The organism is Mastigocladopsis repens PCC 10914 (genome assembly GCF_000315565.1).
GTDB classification, from domain to species: domain Bacteria; phylum Cyanobacteriota; class Cyanobacteriia; order Cyanobacteriales; family Nostocaceae; genus Mastigocladopsis; species Mastigocladopsis repens.
In genome coordinates this window covers 2,359,181-2,373,955 of the sequence record NZ_JH992901.1, presented here as the reverse complement: position 1 = coordinate 2,373,955, position 14,775 = coordinate 2,359,181, and the positions used below count along the sequence as shown (strand labels likewise).

The window sequence follows — 14,775 nt, the reverse complement described above, 5'->3', positions numbered from 1 at the left end:
CTATCCAGGAGCTTGTCTCCAGTAGATAACCTGTCTACCATAGTAAATCTACGGAAAAGTTGCCAGTCAAGTAGTCAATTTTTTACTAAATCTTTACAGATTATTTGTAAATTCTTATCAAAGCCACTCTATTTTTAAATGGCTTCTAACGCCCATATTATATTGCTTTGAATATATGCAGAACCAGGAGAAACCAGAATAAGGATGCTGCGCGTTTTAAACTGGTTTCGCTTACCCTACCCATAATCGTAAGATTATGGGTAGGGTAAGTGAAACAGAAAGTGTTTCACTGTTAAAGTGACACGGTAGAGTAAAGTTTTTTTGAGAACTTCTCCGTGTCCCTTTTAAGGAGCAAGAGCGTTACCGCGAAGTAAACTACCAATAGTTTTGGCAGTAATTTTTAGCTGAGTCAAGGGATTAGCCGGCACAACTGTCTTGTAAAGATAGCTATCAAAAGTCAGCCGCTGGACATCGCGATCGCTGCACATTTCCACAAAAGCTTCGCGGGTAGAGTCAGAACGATAAAACACCGTTTGCAGGAGGTCTAACACCTTGTAGGTGAGTCCGTATCTCCTATCCCAGCGCTTGATATACACCTTGAGGTCAGCTTCTGTAGGAATGCGGCTCCCGCCGTTGGACATTTCTACAATAGTTTCAGCACACATCCGTCCAGACTTAGCCGCAAAGTAAATTCCTTCACCAGAGGACTTGGTGACATAGCCAGCAGCATCACCCACCAAAGCTATTCTCCCGACCACGCGACGAGGACGGGGATGTTCAGGAATCGGGTGTGCTTCTACTTTGATAATTTGACCGCCAATCAGCTTACGGGCTGCACGGGCACGGATACCAGCTTGCAATTGTTTGATGCTAGCTTTGTTAACGTGCATCGTGCCAGTACCGACAGCGACGTGGTCGTATTTGGGGAAAACCCAAGCGTAGAAATCTGGAGACACATCGTCACCGACGTACATTTCGGCGAGGTCTTCGTAGTAGAGCATTTTGTCTTTAGGTAGACGAATGCGCTCTTGGAATGCGATCGCATAGTTGTAATCCCCTGCATCCATTTCCTTCGCAATGCGGGAATTCGCCCCATCTGCCCCGATAATCAAATCGACCTTCAAAGTTTTGGCAATACCTTGGGCACCGCCTTCTGTATGGTCTACATAATGAATGGTATAGGGGTCTGTATTGTTGGTAGGAATATCGAGTTTATGAACTGTGGCATTAATTAAAGTTGCGCCCAATTTTGCGGCACGATTTCGTAGATACCCATCGAGTACCTCACGGCGACACATTCCTATATATTCTTCTTGTTTTTCTAGATTAATATCAACCTCACGATTTGAGGGCGAAATCATTTTCATTTTCCGCACCTGGCGATCAATGATATCCTGCGGTAAGTCAAATTCACTCACCATACACAGGGGAATTGCACCGCCACAGGGCTTGGCATTATCTAGTTTGCGCTCAAATAGGTAGGTTTCAATTCCAGCTTTGCAGAGCGTTTCTGCAGCAGAAGAACCGGCTGGACCTGACCCAACAACAGCAACCCGTAGTGTCAAAGGTCTTCTCCCAATCTTGACATTTACCGAAAGCATCGTATCACGGTCTTTTGGGTAATTTTGCGCTCTGCTTTCTAGATTTGAAACAAATGCAACATTCTTTAATATTTCGCTACGAACATTTAGGGTGAAAATTGGTCATTGGTCATGGCTAATGGGTAAAATTGATGACCCCTTTGTTTGGAACTTATGCAAATTTGAGGGTATTGACACAAAAGGTGCGTTTGTTGAAGTCAAGGAGATCAAACCAACATTTCTGATTTTGGCGAACTTTCTCGAATTTGAAAAGTCCTACATCCCCCATCTCTGCCTTAAGGCGGTGGGCAACTAGTTGCAGTTGCTGCACATCGGTATCCGTGAATTGGTGGGATTGGAATGTGCCGACGTGCAGAACTCCGACCACTTCCTGATTCAAGATCAGGGGGATGCCGACGAGCGATTGCAGACCCTTGTGGCGTAGGATAGGGCTAAAAACCTCTACCTGCGCCAGGTTATTGACTATCATTGGCTTTCTAGTTGCGGCAATGCGACCAGCAACACCCTGTCCAATGGGGATACGGATCTGTTGTACAATTTCCTCCTCAAGTCCGAGGGTGGCGTACACAGCCAAATTCTCCCGTTCAGCAATCGGCAGCAGCAACGTAACGGTATCTACAGACATATACTCTTGCAGCCACGTAAGCAGCTTTTTCAACGAGGCGGCTACCTTTGTTTTCGACCGATTCTGCTCCCAATCTACAATCACATCCCAGCCCCTATAGGATCTTGGTAAACCAGAGTTATCTCCCCAAAACAGCATCATTGCGCTCCTACCTATAAGTGTAAAATGCTGACGTTGCTACGCTTCCATAAGTTCCCACATAGCCTGCTTTACCCCTGTTTTAATCCGAACGCAGTGGGGATTAAAACAGGGGTTAGGACTGAGGGTACTTTTATTTACAATTAAACAAAATTGATAGAATTGCGTTAATTCAAAAGCAATTACCTATGGTATATGTAGTGTACGCTAATCTTAACCGTAAATCCTAGATTAGTTGCAGAGGTGCAGTAGTAGTGGGCATAGTAGTTGAGAACGTATCCAAACAATTTGGCAGTTTTAAAGCGGTTGATGAGGTCAGTCTAGAAGTTGAAAGTGGCTCACTGGTGGCACTGCTAGGACCGTCAGGTTCAGGAAAATCTACACTGCTGCGGCTGATTGCAGGTTTGGAAGTACCGGATACTGGGAGAATTTTGCTGACTGGCAAAGATGCCACATATCAAAGTGTGCAAGAGCGGAACATTGGCTTTGTGTTCCAGCACTATGCTCTATTTAAACACTTGAGTGTTAGGCAAAACATAGCCTTTGGCTTAGAGATTCGCAAAACACCAAAAACAAAAATCAAACAGCGAGTTGAAGAGTTGCTGGATTTAGTGCAACTGCGTGGACTAGGTAATCGCTACCCGTCGCAGCTTTCCGGCGGTCAACGCCAACGGGTAGCCTTAGCAAGGTCATTGGCAGTAGAACCCGAAGTATTACTCTTAGATGAACCCTTTGGCGCACTGGATGCAAAAGTCCGTAAAGACTTACGGGCATGGTTACGACGCCTCCATGATGAAGTTCATGTTACCACAGTTTTCGTCACCCACGACCAAGAAGAAGCGATGGAAGTCTCAGATCAAGTTGTGGTGATGAATAAAGGACGAGTGGAACAGATAGGCACGCCTGCGGAAATTTACGATCATCCAGCAACAGCATTTGTGATGAGTTTTATTGGACCTGTCAACGTGCTCCCCAGCACAGCGCAGATTTTCCAGAGTAACGGGTTCGATTCTGCACATCCAGAGATATTTTTGCGTCCGCAAGATGTGATTGTGGAAACAACCGCCAACGGTACTACGGTACCAGCTAGGGTCAGTCGGTTAATACATTTGGGCTGGGAAGTTCAGGCGGAGTTAACTTTAGATGATGGACAAGTAGTGACAGCACATTTGACGCGGGAACGCTTTGACGAGTTAAAGTTGGAACCGCAACAAAAGGTTTATGTTAAGCCCAAGGATGCGAAGTCTTTCCCACTGTATTATTCGATTTAGCGGTTCCTAGGTGTTGCCAAAAGTTGAGAATGCATGACCTATCTTTTTCTACCATCATTAGGTCAAATCTTGACGCCACAAGACTTTTAGTAGGGCGCTTGTCGCCCCGTCAGGGTATTCCTCATTTGTCCACAGGCGAAGTTGTAGAGCCTTTTTTCTATCTTGCATAGATTTGAGGGTCGAGGTAGGCATTTAGAATAAAGATTTATATCCTAGCGTTTTATATTTGACATTATTAAAAGTATATGAGCAGCAAAATAGAGATTTTGAGGCAGTTAGCAGATGCATGAATTACAAACAAAAATACCAACTGATACTTGGGTAGCAGCTACTTGGGATGAATATATCCAAATCTTTGAAAATCCCGTCTATGAAAAAGCTAAGGGCTACTACCACAATGGACAAATGAGGATTGAAATACCACCCGTTGGAAATGACCATGCTAGTGACCACACAATTATTATCACCGGAGCTAGCCTGTTTGCAGCTATCAAAGGTATCCCTATGAATGGGAAGGATAACTGTACTTACCGTAAAACAGGCTTTAACGATGCTCAACCAGATGTGTCTTATTACATTGGTGAAAACGCCAATGCGATTCCTTGGGGAACTTCTATCATTCAACTAGATATCTATCCACCCCCAAACTTAGTCATAGAAGTTGCTAACTCCTCACTTGCTGATGATAAAGGTGAGAAACGACTACTCTATGAAGATTTAGGAGTTGCTGAATATTGGATTGTAGATGTCCAAAATGTCCAAGTTATCGCTTTTGCTATAGAAAATGGTGGGAGTAGACGGATAACTCAATCTCAAGTTTTACCTGGATTAACTATTTCTTTATTAAACGAAGCTTTTCGGCGGACTCGTCAAACAGACCAAAGTCAAGTTATTGCTTGGTTATTATCGCAAATTCAGTCAGAAAAATAGCTTTAAGAGTAACGCACCTTTTTAAAGGGATGTGTTACAGTATACAAAGCTGTGTCATTGGTAAAAAACGACAAATAATCAGCATCTAACGCACCTGAGTGTGACTAGATTGCCAGTTACTATGGTTTTTGGGTACCTAGCGCTCATTTTGCTCCCTTAACTCGCCGTACTTTATCCACCACCGCTACAACTTGACCGTGATGCACCTCTTCATCTGCGTTTCACACAACCATCATCTGCTGTAAGTTAAAATTCAAGCATAATAAGCATTTTTTGCTTTTGGATGTCCCATGCTTGAAACCCTCCAAACCCGACTTTACGAACTAGAACAATTTGCTAACGCCCTTGTCGCCAACCAACTCACGCACCTGAGTTTGCTGAGTATTGGCGTGATTTTTATCGCTGGGTTGCTCACGAGCCTCACACCCTGTATGCTTTCTATGCTGCCGATTACCATTGGCTACATCGGTGGTTATGAGGCAAAAAGCCGTCTGCAAGCTGTGGCTCAGTCAACGTGGTTTGCTTTGGGATTGGCTACTACACTAGCAGGTATGGGAATCATAGCAGCTTTTGTTGGCAAAGTCTACGGTCAGGTGGGAATTGGTTTACCAATTATTGTCAGTATCATTGCCATTCTCATGGGGCTGAATTTACTGGAAGCCTTACCCTTGCAATTGCCATCTCTTGGTGGAACAGAGTGGATTTCTCAAGAGTTACCCCAAGGAGTGCGAGCATATTTCATGGGTTTAAGTTTCGGTTTAGTTGCCTCTCCTTGCAGTACCCCTGTTTTAGCGAGTTTGCTTGGTTGGGTTGCCAATACGCAAGACTTAATTCTAGGCGTTGTTTTGCTGCTTTCCTATACAGCAGGTTATGTCGCCCCATTAATTTTAGCAGGTACGTTTACGGCTTCAATTAAGAAATTGCTAGAGTTGCGCCGCTGGTCTGGTTGGATTAATCCAGTGAGTGGCGCTTTGTTGGTAGGATTTGGTGTGCTTTCTTTAATGTCTAGGATTCCTATGGGAAGTTTTTAGGTAAATGACTATAGAAAATTCAGTTTCCAAAAAATCTATATGGTCAGCTTTTGGGCAGTTCTTGCGACAAGAGTTATTGCCTGTGCTGACAGATTTACGTTTAGCAATTGTGATGCTATTGGTTATTGCACTCTTGAGCGTCACTGGCACGATCATTGAGCAAGGTCAATCGCTAGCATTTTACCAAGCTAACTATCCAGAACACCCGGCTTTATTTGGTTTTCTTTCCTGGAAAGTCATCTTAACAGTGGGATTGGATCATGTTTACCGAACTTGGTGGTTTTTAGCTTTACTCATTTTTTTTGGAACAAGCTTAACTGCTTGTACCTTTACTCGTCAGCTACCTGCTTTAAAAGCTGCGCGTCGGTGGAAATTTTACGACGAACCCCGCCAATTTCAAAAGTTAGCTTTGAGTGCAGAACTTGATCATGGTTCCGTGAATTCCCTGACTCAGCTTTTGCAAAATCGCCGCTACAAAATTTTTCAAGAGAAAGAGGATATTCTTTACGCCCGCAAAGGTATTATCGGACGCATTGGACCCATCATAGTTCATGTGGGTATTGTGACAATTCTTTTGGGGTCTATTTGGGGGGCTATGACTGGTTTTGTTGCCCAGGAAATGGTTGCCAGTGGTAACATCTTTCAAGTGAAAAATATCATAGATGCGGGACCTTGGGCAACAGGGCAACCCAAAGATTGGTCTGTGCGAGTCAATCGCTTTTGGATTGACTACACCCCTTCGGGTGGAATTGACCAATTTTACTCAGATATGTCTGTTTTAGACAATCAGGGACAGGAAGTTGACCGCAAGACGATTTTCGTCAACAGTCCTCTGCGTTATCATGGCGTGACTTTCTACCAAACTGATTGGGGAATCTCTGCTGTGCGAGTGCGAGTCAACAAAAGCCCCATTTTTCAGATACCGATGGCGCAACTCAACACCAACGGAAATGGACGCATTTGGGGAACTTGGATTCCTACTAAACCGGATTTGAGTGAGGGTGTCTCTTTACTGGCGAAAGACTTGCAAGGAATGGTGTTAATTTACGATGCCACTGGCAAGTTGGTTAATACCGTTCGCACTGGAATGTCCACCCAAGTCAATGGCGTAACATTGAAAATTCTAGATGTCGTTGGCAGTACTGGGTTACAGATTAAAGCCGACCCAGGAATACCAATTGTCTATACAGGGTTTGCCTTGCTGATGCTTGGTGTTACGATGAGTTACTTCTCTCACTCCCAAATTTGGGCGTTGTGCAAAGATGGGCGCTTGTATGTGGGTGGTAAAACTAATCGCGCACAAGTGGCTTTTGAACAGGAGATGTTGCAGATTTTGGATAGGTTAAGTTTACCCCCAGAGGGTGAGGAGAAAGCGGTTGCTCTAAATCCTCAGATCTCTCATCCAGAAATTTAAAAGTGCGATCAGGCGTTGCTGAATTTGAGGATGAAATAACAAAACAAAATTGCTCAAACACTAGTTCTCTACGACGGCAGTCGCTCATGGGGGAAACCCCCAAGACCACGCTGCCTCGCCTTTACGTCTCTGGTTTTAAACTCAATTCATACTGTCACTCAGCAACGCCAAATTTAATGAGTTTAATTATTTTAACCACCATCGGTTCCTTTGGTGACTTACATCCCAAAATTGCGATCGCCCTGGAATTAAGAAAACGCGGTCACGATATTGTATTTGCAACCCACAAAGAATATCAATCCAAAATTGAAGCTTTGGGATTTGAGTTTCATCGGATGCGCCCCGATAATACCGCTCTTAACGACCCGCAAGAGATGGCGCAAATGATGGATTTGCAAACAGGCTCGGAGTATATTGTCCGCAAGTGGGTCTGTCCCAGTTTACGCCAGATGTATGCAGACTTAATGAACGCTGCGAAAAATGCAGATTTTATGCTTGCAGGTGAAGGAGTGACTGTAGCTCGAATGGTGGCGGAAAAATTAGGAATTCGGTGGGCATCAAGTGCTATGGCTCCAATCTCGTTTTTCTCTGCCTATGACCCATCCGTGTTGCCTGTATTTCCATTTCTAGCCAAGCTACGTCGGTTTGGCTTATTTGCTAACCGGGGAGTTATCAACTTTGCCAAGCTTGTTACTAAATCTTGGGCAGAACCCGTCCATGAATTTCGCCGTGAACTTGGATTACCGACCTTAACTGGCAATCCTTTTATTGACGACAAATTTTCACCTTACCTTGTCCTTGCTCTGTTTTCCCCTGTTCTGGGAAAACCCCAACCTGATTGGGTTGCAAACACAGTCATGGCAGGTTTCACCTTTTATGATGGTAGTTCGGACAAAACCGAACTCATGCCACAACTCAAGAAATTTTTAAATGCAGGGGAACCGCCAATAGTTTTTACCCTTGGTTCTGCCGCAGTTATGTCTCCTGGCAATTTTTATCGGGAAAGCATCAAAGCCGCAAAGCACCTTAATCGCCGTGCTGTGCTGTTAATGGGTAAAAATCCGCCTCCAGAAAATCTTTCAAAAGATATTCTTGCAGTTAGCTATGTACCATACTCGCAAATTTTCCCTCACGCTTGTGCAATTGTCCATCAAGGAGGAATTGGGACAACAGCCCAAGCATTACGGGCTGGTCATCCTAGCTTAGTCATGCCCTACAGCCACGATCAACCGGATAATGCAGCACGAGTCCAACGCTTGGGAACTTCGCGCACGATTAAGCGCAAACAATATTCAGCGTCACGGGTTGTAAAAGAGTTGCATCAGTTGTTGGATAATCCCAGCTATGCAGCTTCTTCAGCGGAAATTGGACGCATTGTGCAGGCAGAAAATGGCGTGGGTGTGGCTTGTGATGCGATTGAAAAACATTTGAATGAGTTTGGTTAACCCAAGTAAAGGAGACATTCCCCTGACTTGGGTCGTTAACTATCTATTTTTATGACTTTTGATGTCGCACTTCAATCACTGTATGTACATTACCGCGAGGTGTGAAGTCTGCTTTGACGGTGACATCTATTGGGTCACAGGCGGCAACAAAATCGTCTAAAATTTGATTTGCAGTTTCTTCGTGGGAAATATAGCGATCGCGATAGCTATTAATATAGAGCTTTAGCGCCTTCAATTCCACCACCCGTTCATCAGGGATGTAGGTAATGTGAATCGTGGCAAAGTCAGGATAGCCCGAAAACGGGCATTTACACGTAAACTCAGGCAAGGTAATGTTAATGTCGTATCGCCTTCCTATACGTGGGTTGGGAAATGTGATGAGTTGTCCTTCCGCAATGTTGCGTTCTCCATATTTCATTTCCATAGTCTTTAGTCTTTACGTCTTGTTAGTGGTTAGTCGTTAGTAGTTAGTTGTCAAAAAATACTAATAACTACTAACACCAAACTTATAACTCTTCTTGTTCCCAATCTGGGCAATTTTCATCTTCCCAGCCATAAGGATGCATACCGCAAACTAACAAATTCCCACTATACGCTTGACCGTGGTAGTGACGACAACCAACGCAAGCGGGATTTTTTTCTGCACAGGGTTCAACTGAATAAGGAAAACCCAGGTCAACATCATCTACGATAATGTCTTCTAGTTCCCAGTAAACTTCTAAAAGTGGTTCAGTCAGTTCCTGCAAATATTGCTCTACCTCAGTGGCGATGGTATTTTGTACTTGATCGGTAATTTCTTCTGTTAGCTCAAAAAATGAGTCTACTATTTCCGTCATCCCCAGGAAGAAGCTTTCTACTTCATCAGCCACTGTTTCTATCATGTCCCAAAACTCTTTTTGCCACTTTTCCATAAACCCCACGTCCTTACTCAATTTATTTACTGGACGCTTAATGCTATATGGCTTGAAGCACTTTTGTACACCCTGAGGATTGTGTTTGAATAAAAATTTTACATTATTATGAAATATTTTGGCGCTACGTTAAAGTGCTACTACAAGCTAATTTCCTACTACTTATCGCGTTGCAACTTACGCAGTTCTTCCTGCATTTGTCTGACTTGCTCACGCATCTTATCAACATCCTCTGTGGGTTGGGTCACTTTTACGGTAGTTGGTTCATCTTCCTCTATTATTTCTATGCGACGAGGTTCAGAGGGAGGTGTTTTGTTCGCTGTTACATCAGATGTCGGTGCTTGCTGGGCTTGCTTCATCATGTCTTCGACAAAGCGCCGGGCTTCATCTGTCGTCATTTCTCCCCGCGCAACCATTTCATCTGCCAGCTTTTGGACTTGCGATCGCAGTTCGCTTATTGTCCCGCCTGCTTTCTCTCCCGCGTAAGAAGCCAACCCAACACCAAGGTAAAAAGCTTTTTTAACAATATCTCCAAAACCGGGCATTGTAGCTCTTGCGCTCCTAAAATGGGGCGACCCGGAGACTACGCCTGCTACAAGCATCCCGTATTGCTGCTACCTTCCGGTCCTGACAAAGTTTGGGCGTTGCAGCCGCGTAGATCCAGGTCTATAAACACAATAGCATTAATTTTTCTGACTGTGTGTTATTTGACTACAATTTTCCACTCGTAAAGCTTATAGTTAACGCAGTCGTTTTGTACCAATGGATCACCAGCTACAATAGCTTCAGCCTCTTCCATGGAGGTTGCTTTAAACAGCATCATGCCCCCGCCCTTTGCGCCCAGTAGCCAGTTTTAGCTTTGTGTCCTTTGGCATTCAACCCCTGTACGTAAACCTTATGGGCGCTTACGTATTGGTCAAAGGTGGACTTGTCAACTTTGCCTTCTTCTATCTTCACAAAAGTGGGCATGACTTGTAACCTCTTAAAACCCTATGCTGTAATATTTTCAGGGCTATGGTCTGCTTTTTAAGCTACCGTGCATAAAATTCAAAGACCAATAATCTGCCCCTACTCTTGATAAATGCTGCCATCACAGAGACTTTTTTTTATAGCCCTTCTGCCATCGCAGGAAATTCAAGACTACGCTAACCAAATTAAGCAATACTTTGCTGATCAGTATGCCAGTCGTCACGCACAAAAATCTCCACCGCACATCACCCTGCAACCACCCTTTGAATGGGTTGATGTCAACGTGCCAAAACTGGAAAAATGCCTTGGAGATTTTGCTTGTCGTCGAGAGTCAGTGCCTATCGTACTAAATGGGTTTGCTGCCTTTGCCCCCCGCGTCATTTATATTAATGTGGACAGAACTCCAGAACTGCAGGCTTTACAGGCTGATTTAATGGCGCATCTGGAGAGCAACTTGGAAATTGTTGACAAGGTGGGGAAAACTCGTCCCTTTGCTCCTCACATGACGGTTGCGTTTAAAGATTTAACAAGGCAAAACTTTAAAGCTGCTTGGTCTGAATTTGAAAAGCGTCCGCTGTATTTTGAGTTTACTGCTTCCTGCTTAACGCTGTTGCTGCATGATGGTAAGCGGTGGAATGTCAAAACTGAGTTTCCCTTTTTATCTTCCACTCCCTGACTCAGGGAGAAAATATCAAATATGATATATTATCATCTCTCTTAAGAGAGATTTTAAAATAGAAGAGAAAAAGATGTCTAAAAAAGGAACTCTTGCACTCATACTCATAGCTAACTCCCTATTTTTCGTTGTAGCAAGTCACACTCCAGCAGCGTTAGGAGAGACAATGAGTCAAAAAATTGACTGCAATAAGGCAGCCTCGACACCAGAAATGAAATACTGTTCTCAGCAGTCGTATCAAGCCGCAGATAAACGACTAAATCAAGTGTATAAAAAAGTTATATCTAGCTTAAATAGTGAGCAGAAGCAAATACTAACAGCAGCACAGCAAGCGTGGATTAAGTTTCGCGATAACAACTGTGATTTTGAGGTTTATGGTAACCGTGGTGGGACAGGTTATGAAATCTTTCGTAATGGGTGCCTAGAGCGCTTAACAACTCAACGTACAAAAGATTTAGAAAATTTTATATCATCCCGGTAGTAAAAATTACGCAAAAGCTTAATTGCCCTATGCCTTCGGCACACCTAAGCCCGCACAGCTTAGGGCAGAGGAGGTAGGGGACACGCTTTTACGTTCGCCTTCGGCGTGTGCCTTGCCCTGACGTGCAATCGCCTCTGCGGAAGTTCTGACTGCTTTTTTCTTTCGCCGACGTAATATTGCAAAGTATCTCTGCCAAATTGCAGATATTGTTAATTGTGATTATTATCATAGGCTTTATTAAAGCTAAAAAAGGGAATTCGTGAAACATAACTTGCAAAATTTAACTAAAATAAACATCATAGAGACCAGCAACGCGCTGTCCTAAATACTGTTAATTTGTGGATTCCTTTGTCATCAACCGATAGAAACTTTAAGGGCATTATTATGAATATGCGTGAAGCTATGAATAACACTTTATCTTTGGATTTTGAGGTAGTATCTACTGAAATTGCAGCACAGGCTTTTCCTGAATTTCGATTCATATGTAGTTATCGCCAACCACCAATCAAGCAAAAACTCTCGCTTAAATTTCAAGGTAATAAAAATTGTGGGACTAACATTTTAGTTACGAATACAAGTAGCTTCCACCGGCAAGGCACTATCTCTTTAGATATAGATTTTTATGCTCATTCTAGATGTCTAAGCATAGAAACGCGATTTGAGGATAAGAAATATTCTGTGTTTTATCACTCTAATGGCTACCTATTCTGGAGTATAAATAACAAGAGAGATATTACCCCTCCCTCAATCTTGGAAAAAGAATTTGAATATATTGCAACAAAGCTTTATCCAGTTTTAGAAGAGTTTTTTCTAGTTTAATTCCTGTGAAGTTTGGATAGTGTCTTAAAAACAGGTTGTACAGTAGATGGGTGAGGACTAACTCCTCACCTATTTTCTTTTGCTTAGTGTCAGTCATGATTGTGACAAGATAAGATTTATGAACAAACAAAACAAAGGTGAGTATCATGACAACAAATTCCGTGATTCTCAAAGAAGGCTCAAAAGGAGCAGAAGTCATCAAGCTACAAGAAGCATTGAAAAAACTTAATTTTTACTCTGGTGCTGCTGATGGCATTTTTGGATCACAAACCAAAGCAGCCGTGATTAAATTTCAGCAGGCGCAAGGGCTTGTTGCTGATGGAATTGTTGGTTCCACAACATGGTCTAAATTGAATGAACTATTAAATAAACAGCCAGCAACCAGATGGCGACGGATGACACAAGCAGAAGAGACAGATGAAATTAAAGAACTCATTAACAGTCGCTTGGGTGTAGCTGCACTAAATCAGGTCGCACTAGAAAACTTTGTTCGTTTTGATTGCACAAGAAGCTTTTATATCAACGAAGAATTTGGTGGGTTTCAAACCTTGATGCGGGTTAAGTGTAGCACACCAAGCGGAGCCTCCAGCGCGATCGCCTATGACGAAATCCGAATTATCTTCAATCGCTTTGAAGGCAATATTGAAGATTTTGAAATCGAGCGAGTCTCACAAGAAACTCCTGCCAAAATTGTGCTACCAGATTAGTTTGCACAAAAATAGTGCTGAGTGGAAATGACTCAGCACTACTGAAGATTGTATTATCAACTAGCAACTTTCCCATTCGGGCGTTGAATAATCTTTTCTACAACTCGCCGTTTCGCCTTTGGATCAATTCCTACCAAGCGTACATACTCGCCGTCATACTCTGTTAAACAAGATTCCAAAGCTGATATTGCATCTGATTTGCCATCAATTGTACCAATGGCGCAACTTTGCCAAGAACCTGTGCGGAATCGTCGTTCGTCTACGTGTTCAATGGCTATTTTGTAACCCTGTGACAAAATTTCACGTATCTGTTCTTGTGTCTCCAAAGTTAAATGAGTATCTGATACGTGGTGTTTCTGGTGTCCATTGTCTCTTTGGGATGGGTTTGAGCTATTGGTTATTTGATTAGGTACTACTGTATCAACAGGTGGTGGAGGTGCAGGTTGATAATTTCTGCCTCTATTCAATCGATTGTACTCATCAACCAACTGAGAATTCTGCACTTGCTGCTGTTCACCAACCATTAAATTGCCTATCTCAATTAAGTGAGACAAGTTGAAATTTGGCTTTCTGAATTGTGGTGGACCTTCAGTGCTGTTAACCACACGTTGAGATACACGCTCAATTCCTATTTCATGTATAAAGTTGCGGATTTGTTCGTCGTAAATTCGGGAACGCAAAGCGCCGAAGAAGTCTATTGCCTGATTTGAGAACGTATTCACTAGCTTTTCAACTTCTTGGCGTGAAAGTCCATCCGGTTCAAAAATCCCGCCGACAATGCCAACTTTATCATCTCGGTCTGGGTTCCAGTAAAATTTCTCCATGCGACCATCCCGAATCAGCGGCGCATAGAGGGTGGAGAAATCATTACCTGTCACAAGAATCGGTACACGATGTAAAGGCGTTGCGTCGTAACTACCGGGGAGTTGCACATCGGTAGGATTATCAGCAATATTCATCAGTGTGGCATTCACCAACTGAGTATTAACTGTGTACTGAGTGCCTTCATCAAAGCGTCCTGCGCCTGCATCCAAATCGTTAATCATCAGCACGCACATTTTGCCGCGCACACGAATGAGTTCCGCTGTTTCTCGATAGCGCAGACGAATCAGACGTGCTGGATCTCCTGCATCTGGACTTTCCAGTTCGCCGCCAGAGATATGAGTTACTTCGATACCCATCCTCTCGAAGACTAACTCACATTGAAAAGACTTACCCTCGCCTTTGCGTCCGTGAATTCCCAAAATTAAGGGAACTCGGACACCAGGAAGGTCAAGGTAGTTTTTGGTAATGTGAACTGCAAGTTTATCCAAAAAGCGGGGGGAAATGTAGTAACTCATAAATCTTTACAGATAATTTCAAGCCCTGATAGGGATTAGTGATGGCTGCCAACCGAAAACCAACAGCTATTTTCGGATAGGTGGATTGGCTTCCTTAAGTTAATCTTAATTTTTTTTAGCTACTAATTTTCATCTATTTTGAGATAAAGACCATATTCTCTGGTTATCTCAGTAATTATACATACAGCACATTGCAAGTAAATGAAGTACAACGCGCTTTGTCGAAAAGCCAGACAGCAGAGCCAATTTTACTTCTGACCGGAGGCGGAGCATCTGGTGGCTCCGCTTCTGACTTCTGACTTCTGACTACTGCTGTAAATGATACTTGAGTTGTAGCCTCTGTACAAATAGCTCCTTCAATTAACTTCTCTTCATCATTTTTCTTAAAATCTTAATAAATTCCGGAGAGGTGTTTGG

Annotated in this window: 16 protein-coding genes, 1 other RNA gene and 1 pseudogene; 9 read left to right on the top strand and 9 right to left on the bottom strand. The window is 43.2% G+C overall.

Annotated elements, in window-relative coordinates; genetic code table 11:
• Nucleotides 1–344: 344 nt before the first annotated feature.
• Both chlP and MAS10914_RS0112700 read right to left on the bottom strand, forming a co-directional pair.
• Complete coding sequence (gene chlP, locus MAS10914_RS0112705; protein ID WP_017316320.1) at nt 345–1,601, bottom strand: geranylgeranyl reductase; 1,257 nt, start codon at nt 1,599–1,601, stop codon at nt 345–347.
• Between the two features lie 151 nt (nt 1,602–1,752).
• A complete protein-coding gene (locus MAS10914_RS0112700) occupies nt 1,753–2,367 on the bottom strand; it encodes a GAF domain-containing protein (protein ID WP_232224156.1) in 615 nt (204 codons plus the stop codon).
• A 251-nt stretch (nt 2,368–2,618) separates the two neighbouring features.
• Between MAS10914_RS0112700 and MAS10914_RS0112695 the strand changes: the two genes are divergently transcribed.
• Nucleotides 2,619–3,635: a sulfate/molybdate ABC transporter ATP-binding protein gene (locus MAS10914_RS0112695; RefSeq protein ID WP_017316318.1), complete on the top strand. Its 1,017-nt coding sequence runs from the start codon at nt 2,619–2,621 to the stop codon at nt 3,633–3,635.
• Between the two features lie 57 nt (nt 3,636–3,692).
• Here MAS10914_RS0112695 and MAS10914_RS36165 read toward each other — a convergent pair whose 3' ends face one another.
• Nucleotides 3,693–3,827 (bottom strand): hypothetical protein, encoded by a 135-nt coding sequence (locus tag MAS10914_RS36165; protein WP_269635052.1) that lies wholly within the window; start codon nt 3,825–3,827, stop codon nt 3,693–3,695.
• Between the two features lie 90 nt (nt 3,828–3,917).
• Here MAS10914_RS36165 and MAS10914_RS0112690 point away from each other — a divergent pair, with 90 nt between their 5' ends.
• The 4 genes from MAS10914_RS0112690 to MAS10914_RS0112675 all read left to right on the top strand — a co-directional run bounded on the left by MAS10914_RS0112690 (nt 3,918) and on the right by MAS10914_RS0112675 (nt 8,455).
• Complete coding sequence (locus MAS10914_RS0112690; protein ID WP_017316317.1) at nt 3,918–4,565, top strand: Uma2 family endonuclease; 648 nt, start codon at nt 3,918–3,920, stop codon at nt 4,563–4,565.
• Nucleotides 4,566–4,855: 290 nt separating this feature from the next.
• Nucleotides 4,856–5,596 carry a cytochrome c biogenesis protein CcdA gene (locus tag MAS10914_RS0112685; protein ID WP_017316316.1) on the top strand — a complete coding sequence of 247 codons (741 nt, stop codon included), beginning with the start codon at nt 4,856–4,858 and terminating at the stop codon, nt 5,594–5,596.
• 4 nt (nt 5,597–5,600) lie between these two features.
• Nucleotides 5,601–7,010 (top strand): cytochrome c biogenesis protein, encoded by a 1,410-nt coding sequence (locus tag MAS10914_RS0112680; RefSeq protein ID WP_017316315.1) that lies wholly within the window; start codon nt 5,601–5,603, stop codon nt 7,008–7,010.
• 2 nt (nt 7,011–7,012) lie between these two features.
• Nucleotides 7,013–8,455, top strand: coding sequence for a glycosyltransferase (locus tag MAS10914_RS0112675; RefSeq protein WP_232224155.1), 1,443 nt, complete (start codon nt 7,013–7,015; stop codon nt 8,453–8,455).
• Between the two features lie 49 nt (nt 8,456–8,504).
• Here MAS10914_RS0112675 and queF read toward each other — a convergent pair whose 3' ends face one another.
• From queF to MAS10914_RS31550, 5 genes and pseudogenes are all read right to left on the bottom strand, one after another.
• Nucleotides 8,505–8,879, bottom strand: coding sequence for a preQ(1) synthase (queF, locus tag MAS10914_RS0112670; protein ID WP_017316313.1), 375 nt, complete (start codon nt 8,877–8,879; stop codon nt 8,505–8,507).
• A gap of 82 nt (nt 8,880–8,961) precedes the next feature.
• Nucleotides 8,962–9,366, bottom strand: a complete 405-nt coding sequence (locus MAS10914_RS0112665) for a hypothetical protein (RefSeq protein WP_017316312.1) — start codon at nt 9,364–9,366, stop codon at nt 8,962–8,964.
• Between the two features lie 158 nt (nt 9,367–9,524).
• Complete coding sequence (locus tag MAS10914_RS0112660; RefSeq protein ID WP_017316311.1) at nt 9,525–9,911, bottom strand: phasin family protein; 387 nt, start codon at nt 9,909–9,911, stop codon at nt 9,525–9,527.
• A gap of 25 nt (nt 9,912–9,936) precedes the next feature.
• An RNA gene (ffs, locus tag MAS10914_RS32790) (signal recognition particle sRNA small type) lies at nt 9,937–10,033 on the bottom strand.
• Nucleotides 10,034–10,069: 36 nt separating this feature from the next.
• Nucleotides 10,070–10,335 (bottom strand): annotated as a pseudogene (locus MAS10914_RS31550) (YciI family protein).
• 112 nt (nt 10,336–10,447) lie between these two features.
• Between MAS10914_RS31550 and MAS10914_RS0112650 the strand changes: the two are divergent.
• The 4 genes from MAS10914_RS0112650 to MAS10914_RS0112635 all read left to right on the top strand — a co-directional run bounded on the left by MAS10914_RS0112650 (nt 10,448) and on the right by MAS10914_RS0112635 (nt 13,018).
• Entirely contained in the window at nt 10,448–11,011 is a 564-nt protein-coding gene (locus tag MAS10914_RS0112650; protein ID WP_017316310.1) for a 2'-5' RNA ligase family protein, read from the top strand.
• A 73-nt stretch (nt 11,012–11,084) separates the two neighbouring features.
• Nucleotides 11,085–11,492 (top strand): lysozyme inhibitor LprI family protein, encoded by a 408-nt coding sequence (locus tag MAS10914_RS0112645; protein ID WP_017316309.1) that lies wholly within the window; start codon nt 11,085–11,087, stop codon nt 11,490–11,492.
• Nucleotides 11,493–11,876: 384 nt separating this feature from the next.
• On the top strand, nt 11,877–12,311 hold the full coding sequence (locus MAS10914_RS0112640) for a hypothetical protein (protein ID WP_017316308.1): 435 nt from the start codon (nt 11,877–11,879) through the stop codon (nt 12,309–12,311).
• A 146-nt stretch (nt 12,312–12,457) separates the two neighbouring features.
• Nucleotides 12,458–13,018 (top strand): peptidoglycan-binding domain-containing protein, encoded by a 561-nt coding sequence (locus MAS10914_RS0112635; protein ID WP_017316307.1) that lies wholly within the window; start codon nt 12,458–12,460, stop codon nt 13,016–13,018.
• 56 nt (nt 13,019–13,074) lie between these two features.
• On the opposite strand, the gene MAS10914_RS0112630 is transcribed toward MAS10914_RS0112635, so the two are convergent.
• A complete protein-coding gene (locus tag MAS10914_RS0112630; RefSeq protein WP_017316306.1) occupies nt 13,075–14,358 on the bottom strand; it encodes a ribulose bisphosphate carboxylase small subunit in 1,284 nt (427 codons plus the stop codon).
• Between the last annotated feature and the right edge of the window lie 417 nt (nt 14,359–14,775).

Excerpts from the sequence above, each read along its gene's own strand:
- chlP (WP_017316320.1), bottom strand. The coding sequence starts at position 1,601 with ATGCTTTCGGTAAATGTCAAGATTGGGAGAAGACCTTTGACACTACGG.
- MAS10914_RS0112700 (WP_232224156.1), bottom strand. The coding sequence starts at position 2,367 with ATGATGCTGTTTTGGGGAGATAACTCTGGTTTACCAAGATCCTATAGG.
- MAS10914_RS36165 (WP_269635052.1), bottom strand. The coding sequence starts at position 3,827 with ATGCCTACCTCGACCCTCAAATCTATGCAAGATAGAAAAAAGGCTCTA.
- MAS10914_RS0112690 (WP_017316317.1), top strand. The coding sequence starts at position 3,918 with ATGCATGAATTACAAACAAAAATACCAACTGATACTTGGGTAGCAGCT.
- MAS10914_RS0112685 (WP_017316316.1), top strand. The coding sequence starts at position 4,856 with ATGCTTGAAACCCTCCAAACCCGACTTTACGAACTAGAACAATTTGCT.
- MAS10914_RS0112680 (WP_017316315.1), top strand. The coding sequence starts at position 5,601 with ATGACTATAGAAAATTCAGTTTCCAAAAAATCTATATGGTCAGCTTTT.
- queF (WP_017316313.1), bottom strand. The coding sequence starts at position 8,879 with ATGGAAATGAAATATGGAGAACGCAACATTGCGGAAGGACAACTCATC.
- MAS10914_RS0112665 (WP_017316312.1), bottom strand. The coding sequence starts at position 9,366 with ATGGAAAAGTGGCAAAAAGAGTTTTGGGACATGATAGAAACAGTGGCT.
- MAS10914_RS0112660 (WP_017316311.1), bottom strand. The coding sequence starts at position 9,911 with ATGCCCGGTTTTGGAGATATTGTTAAAAAAGCTTTTTACCTTGGTGTT.
- MAS10914_RS0112650 (WP_017316310.1), top strand. The coding sequence starts at position 10,448 with ATGCTGCCATCACAGAGACTTTTTTTTATAGCCCTTCTGCCATCGCAG.
- MAS10914_RS0112645 (WP_017316309.1), top strand. The coding sequence starts at position 11,085 with ATGTCTAAAAAAGGAACTCTTGCACTCATACTCATAGCTAACTCCCTA.
- MAS10914_RS0112640 (WP_017316308.1), top strand. The coding sequence starts at position 11,877 with ATGAATATGCGTGAAGCTATGAATAACACTTTATCTTTGGATTTTGAG.
- MAS10914_RS0112635 (WP_017316307.1), top strand. The coding sequence starts at position 12,458 with ATGACAACAAATTCCGTGATTCTCAAAGAAGGCTCAAAAGGAGCAGAA.
- MAS10914_RS0112630 (WP_017316306.1), bottom strand. The coding sequence starts at position 14,358 with ATGAGTTACTACATTTCCCCCCGCTTTTTGGATAAACTTGCAGTTCAC.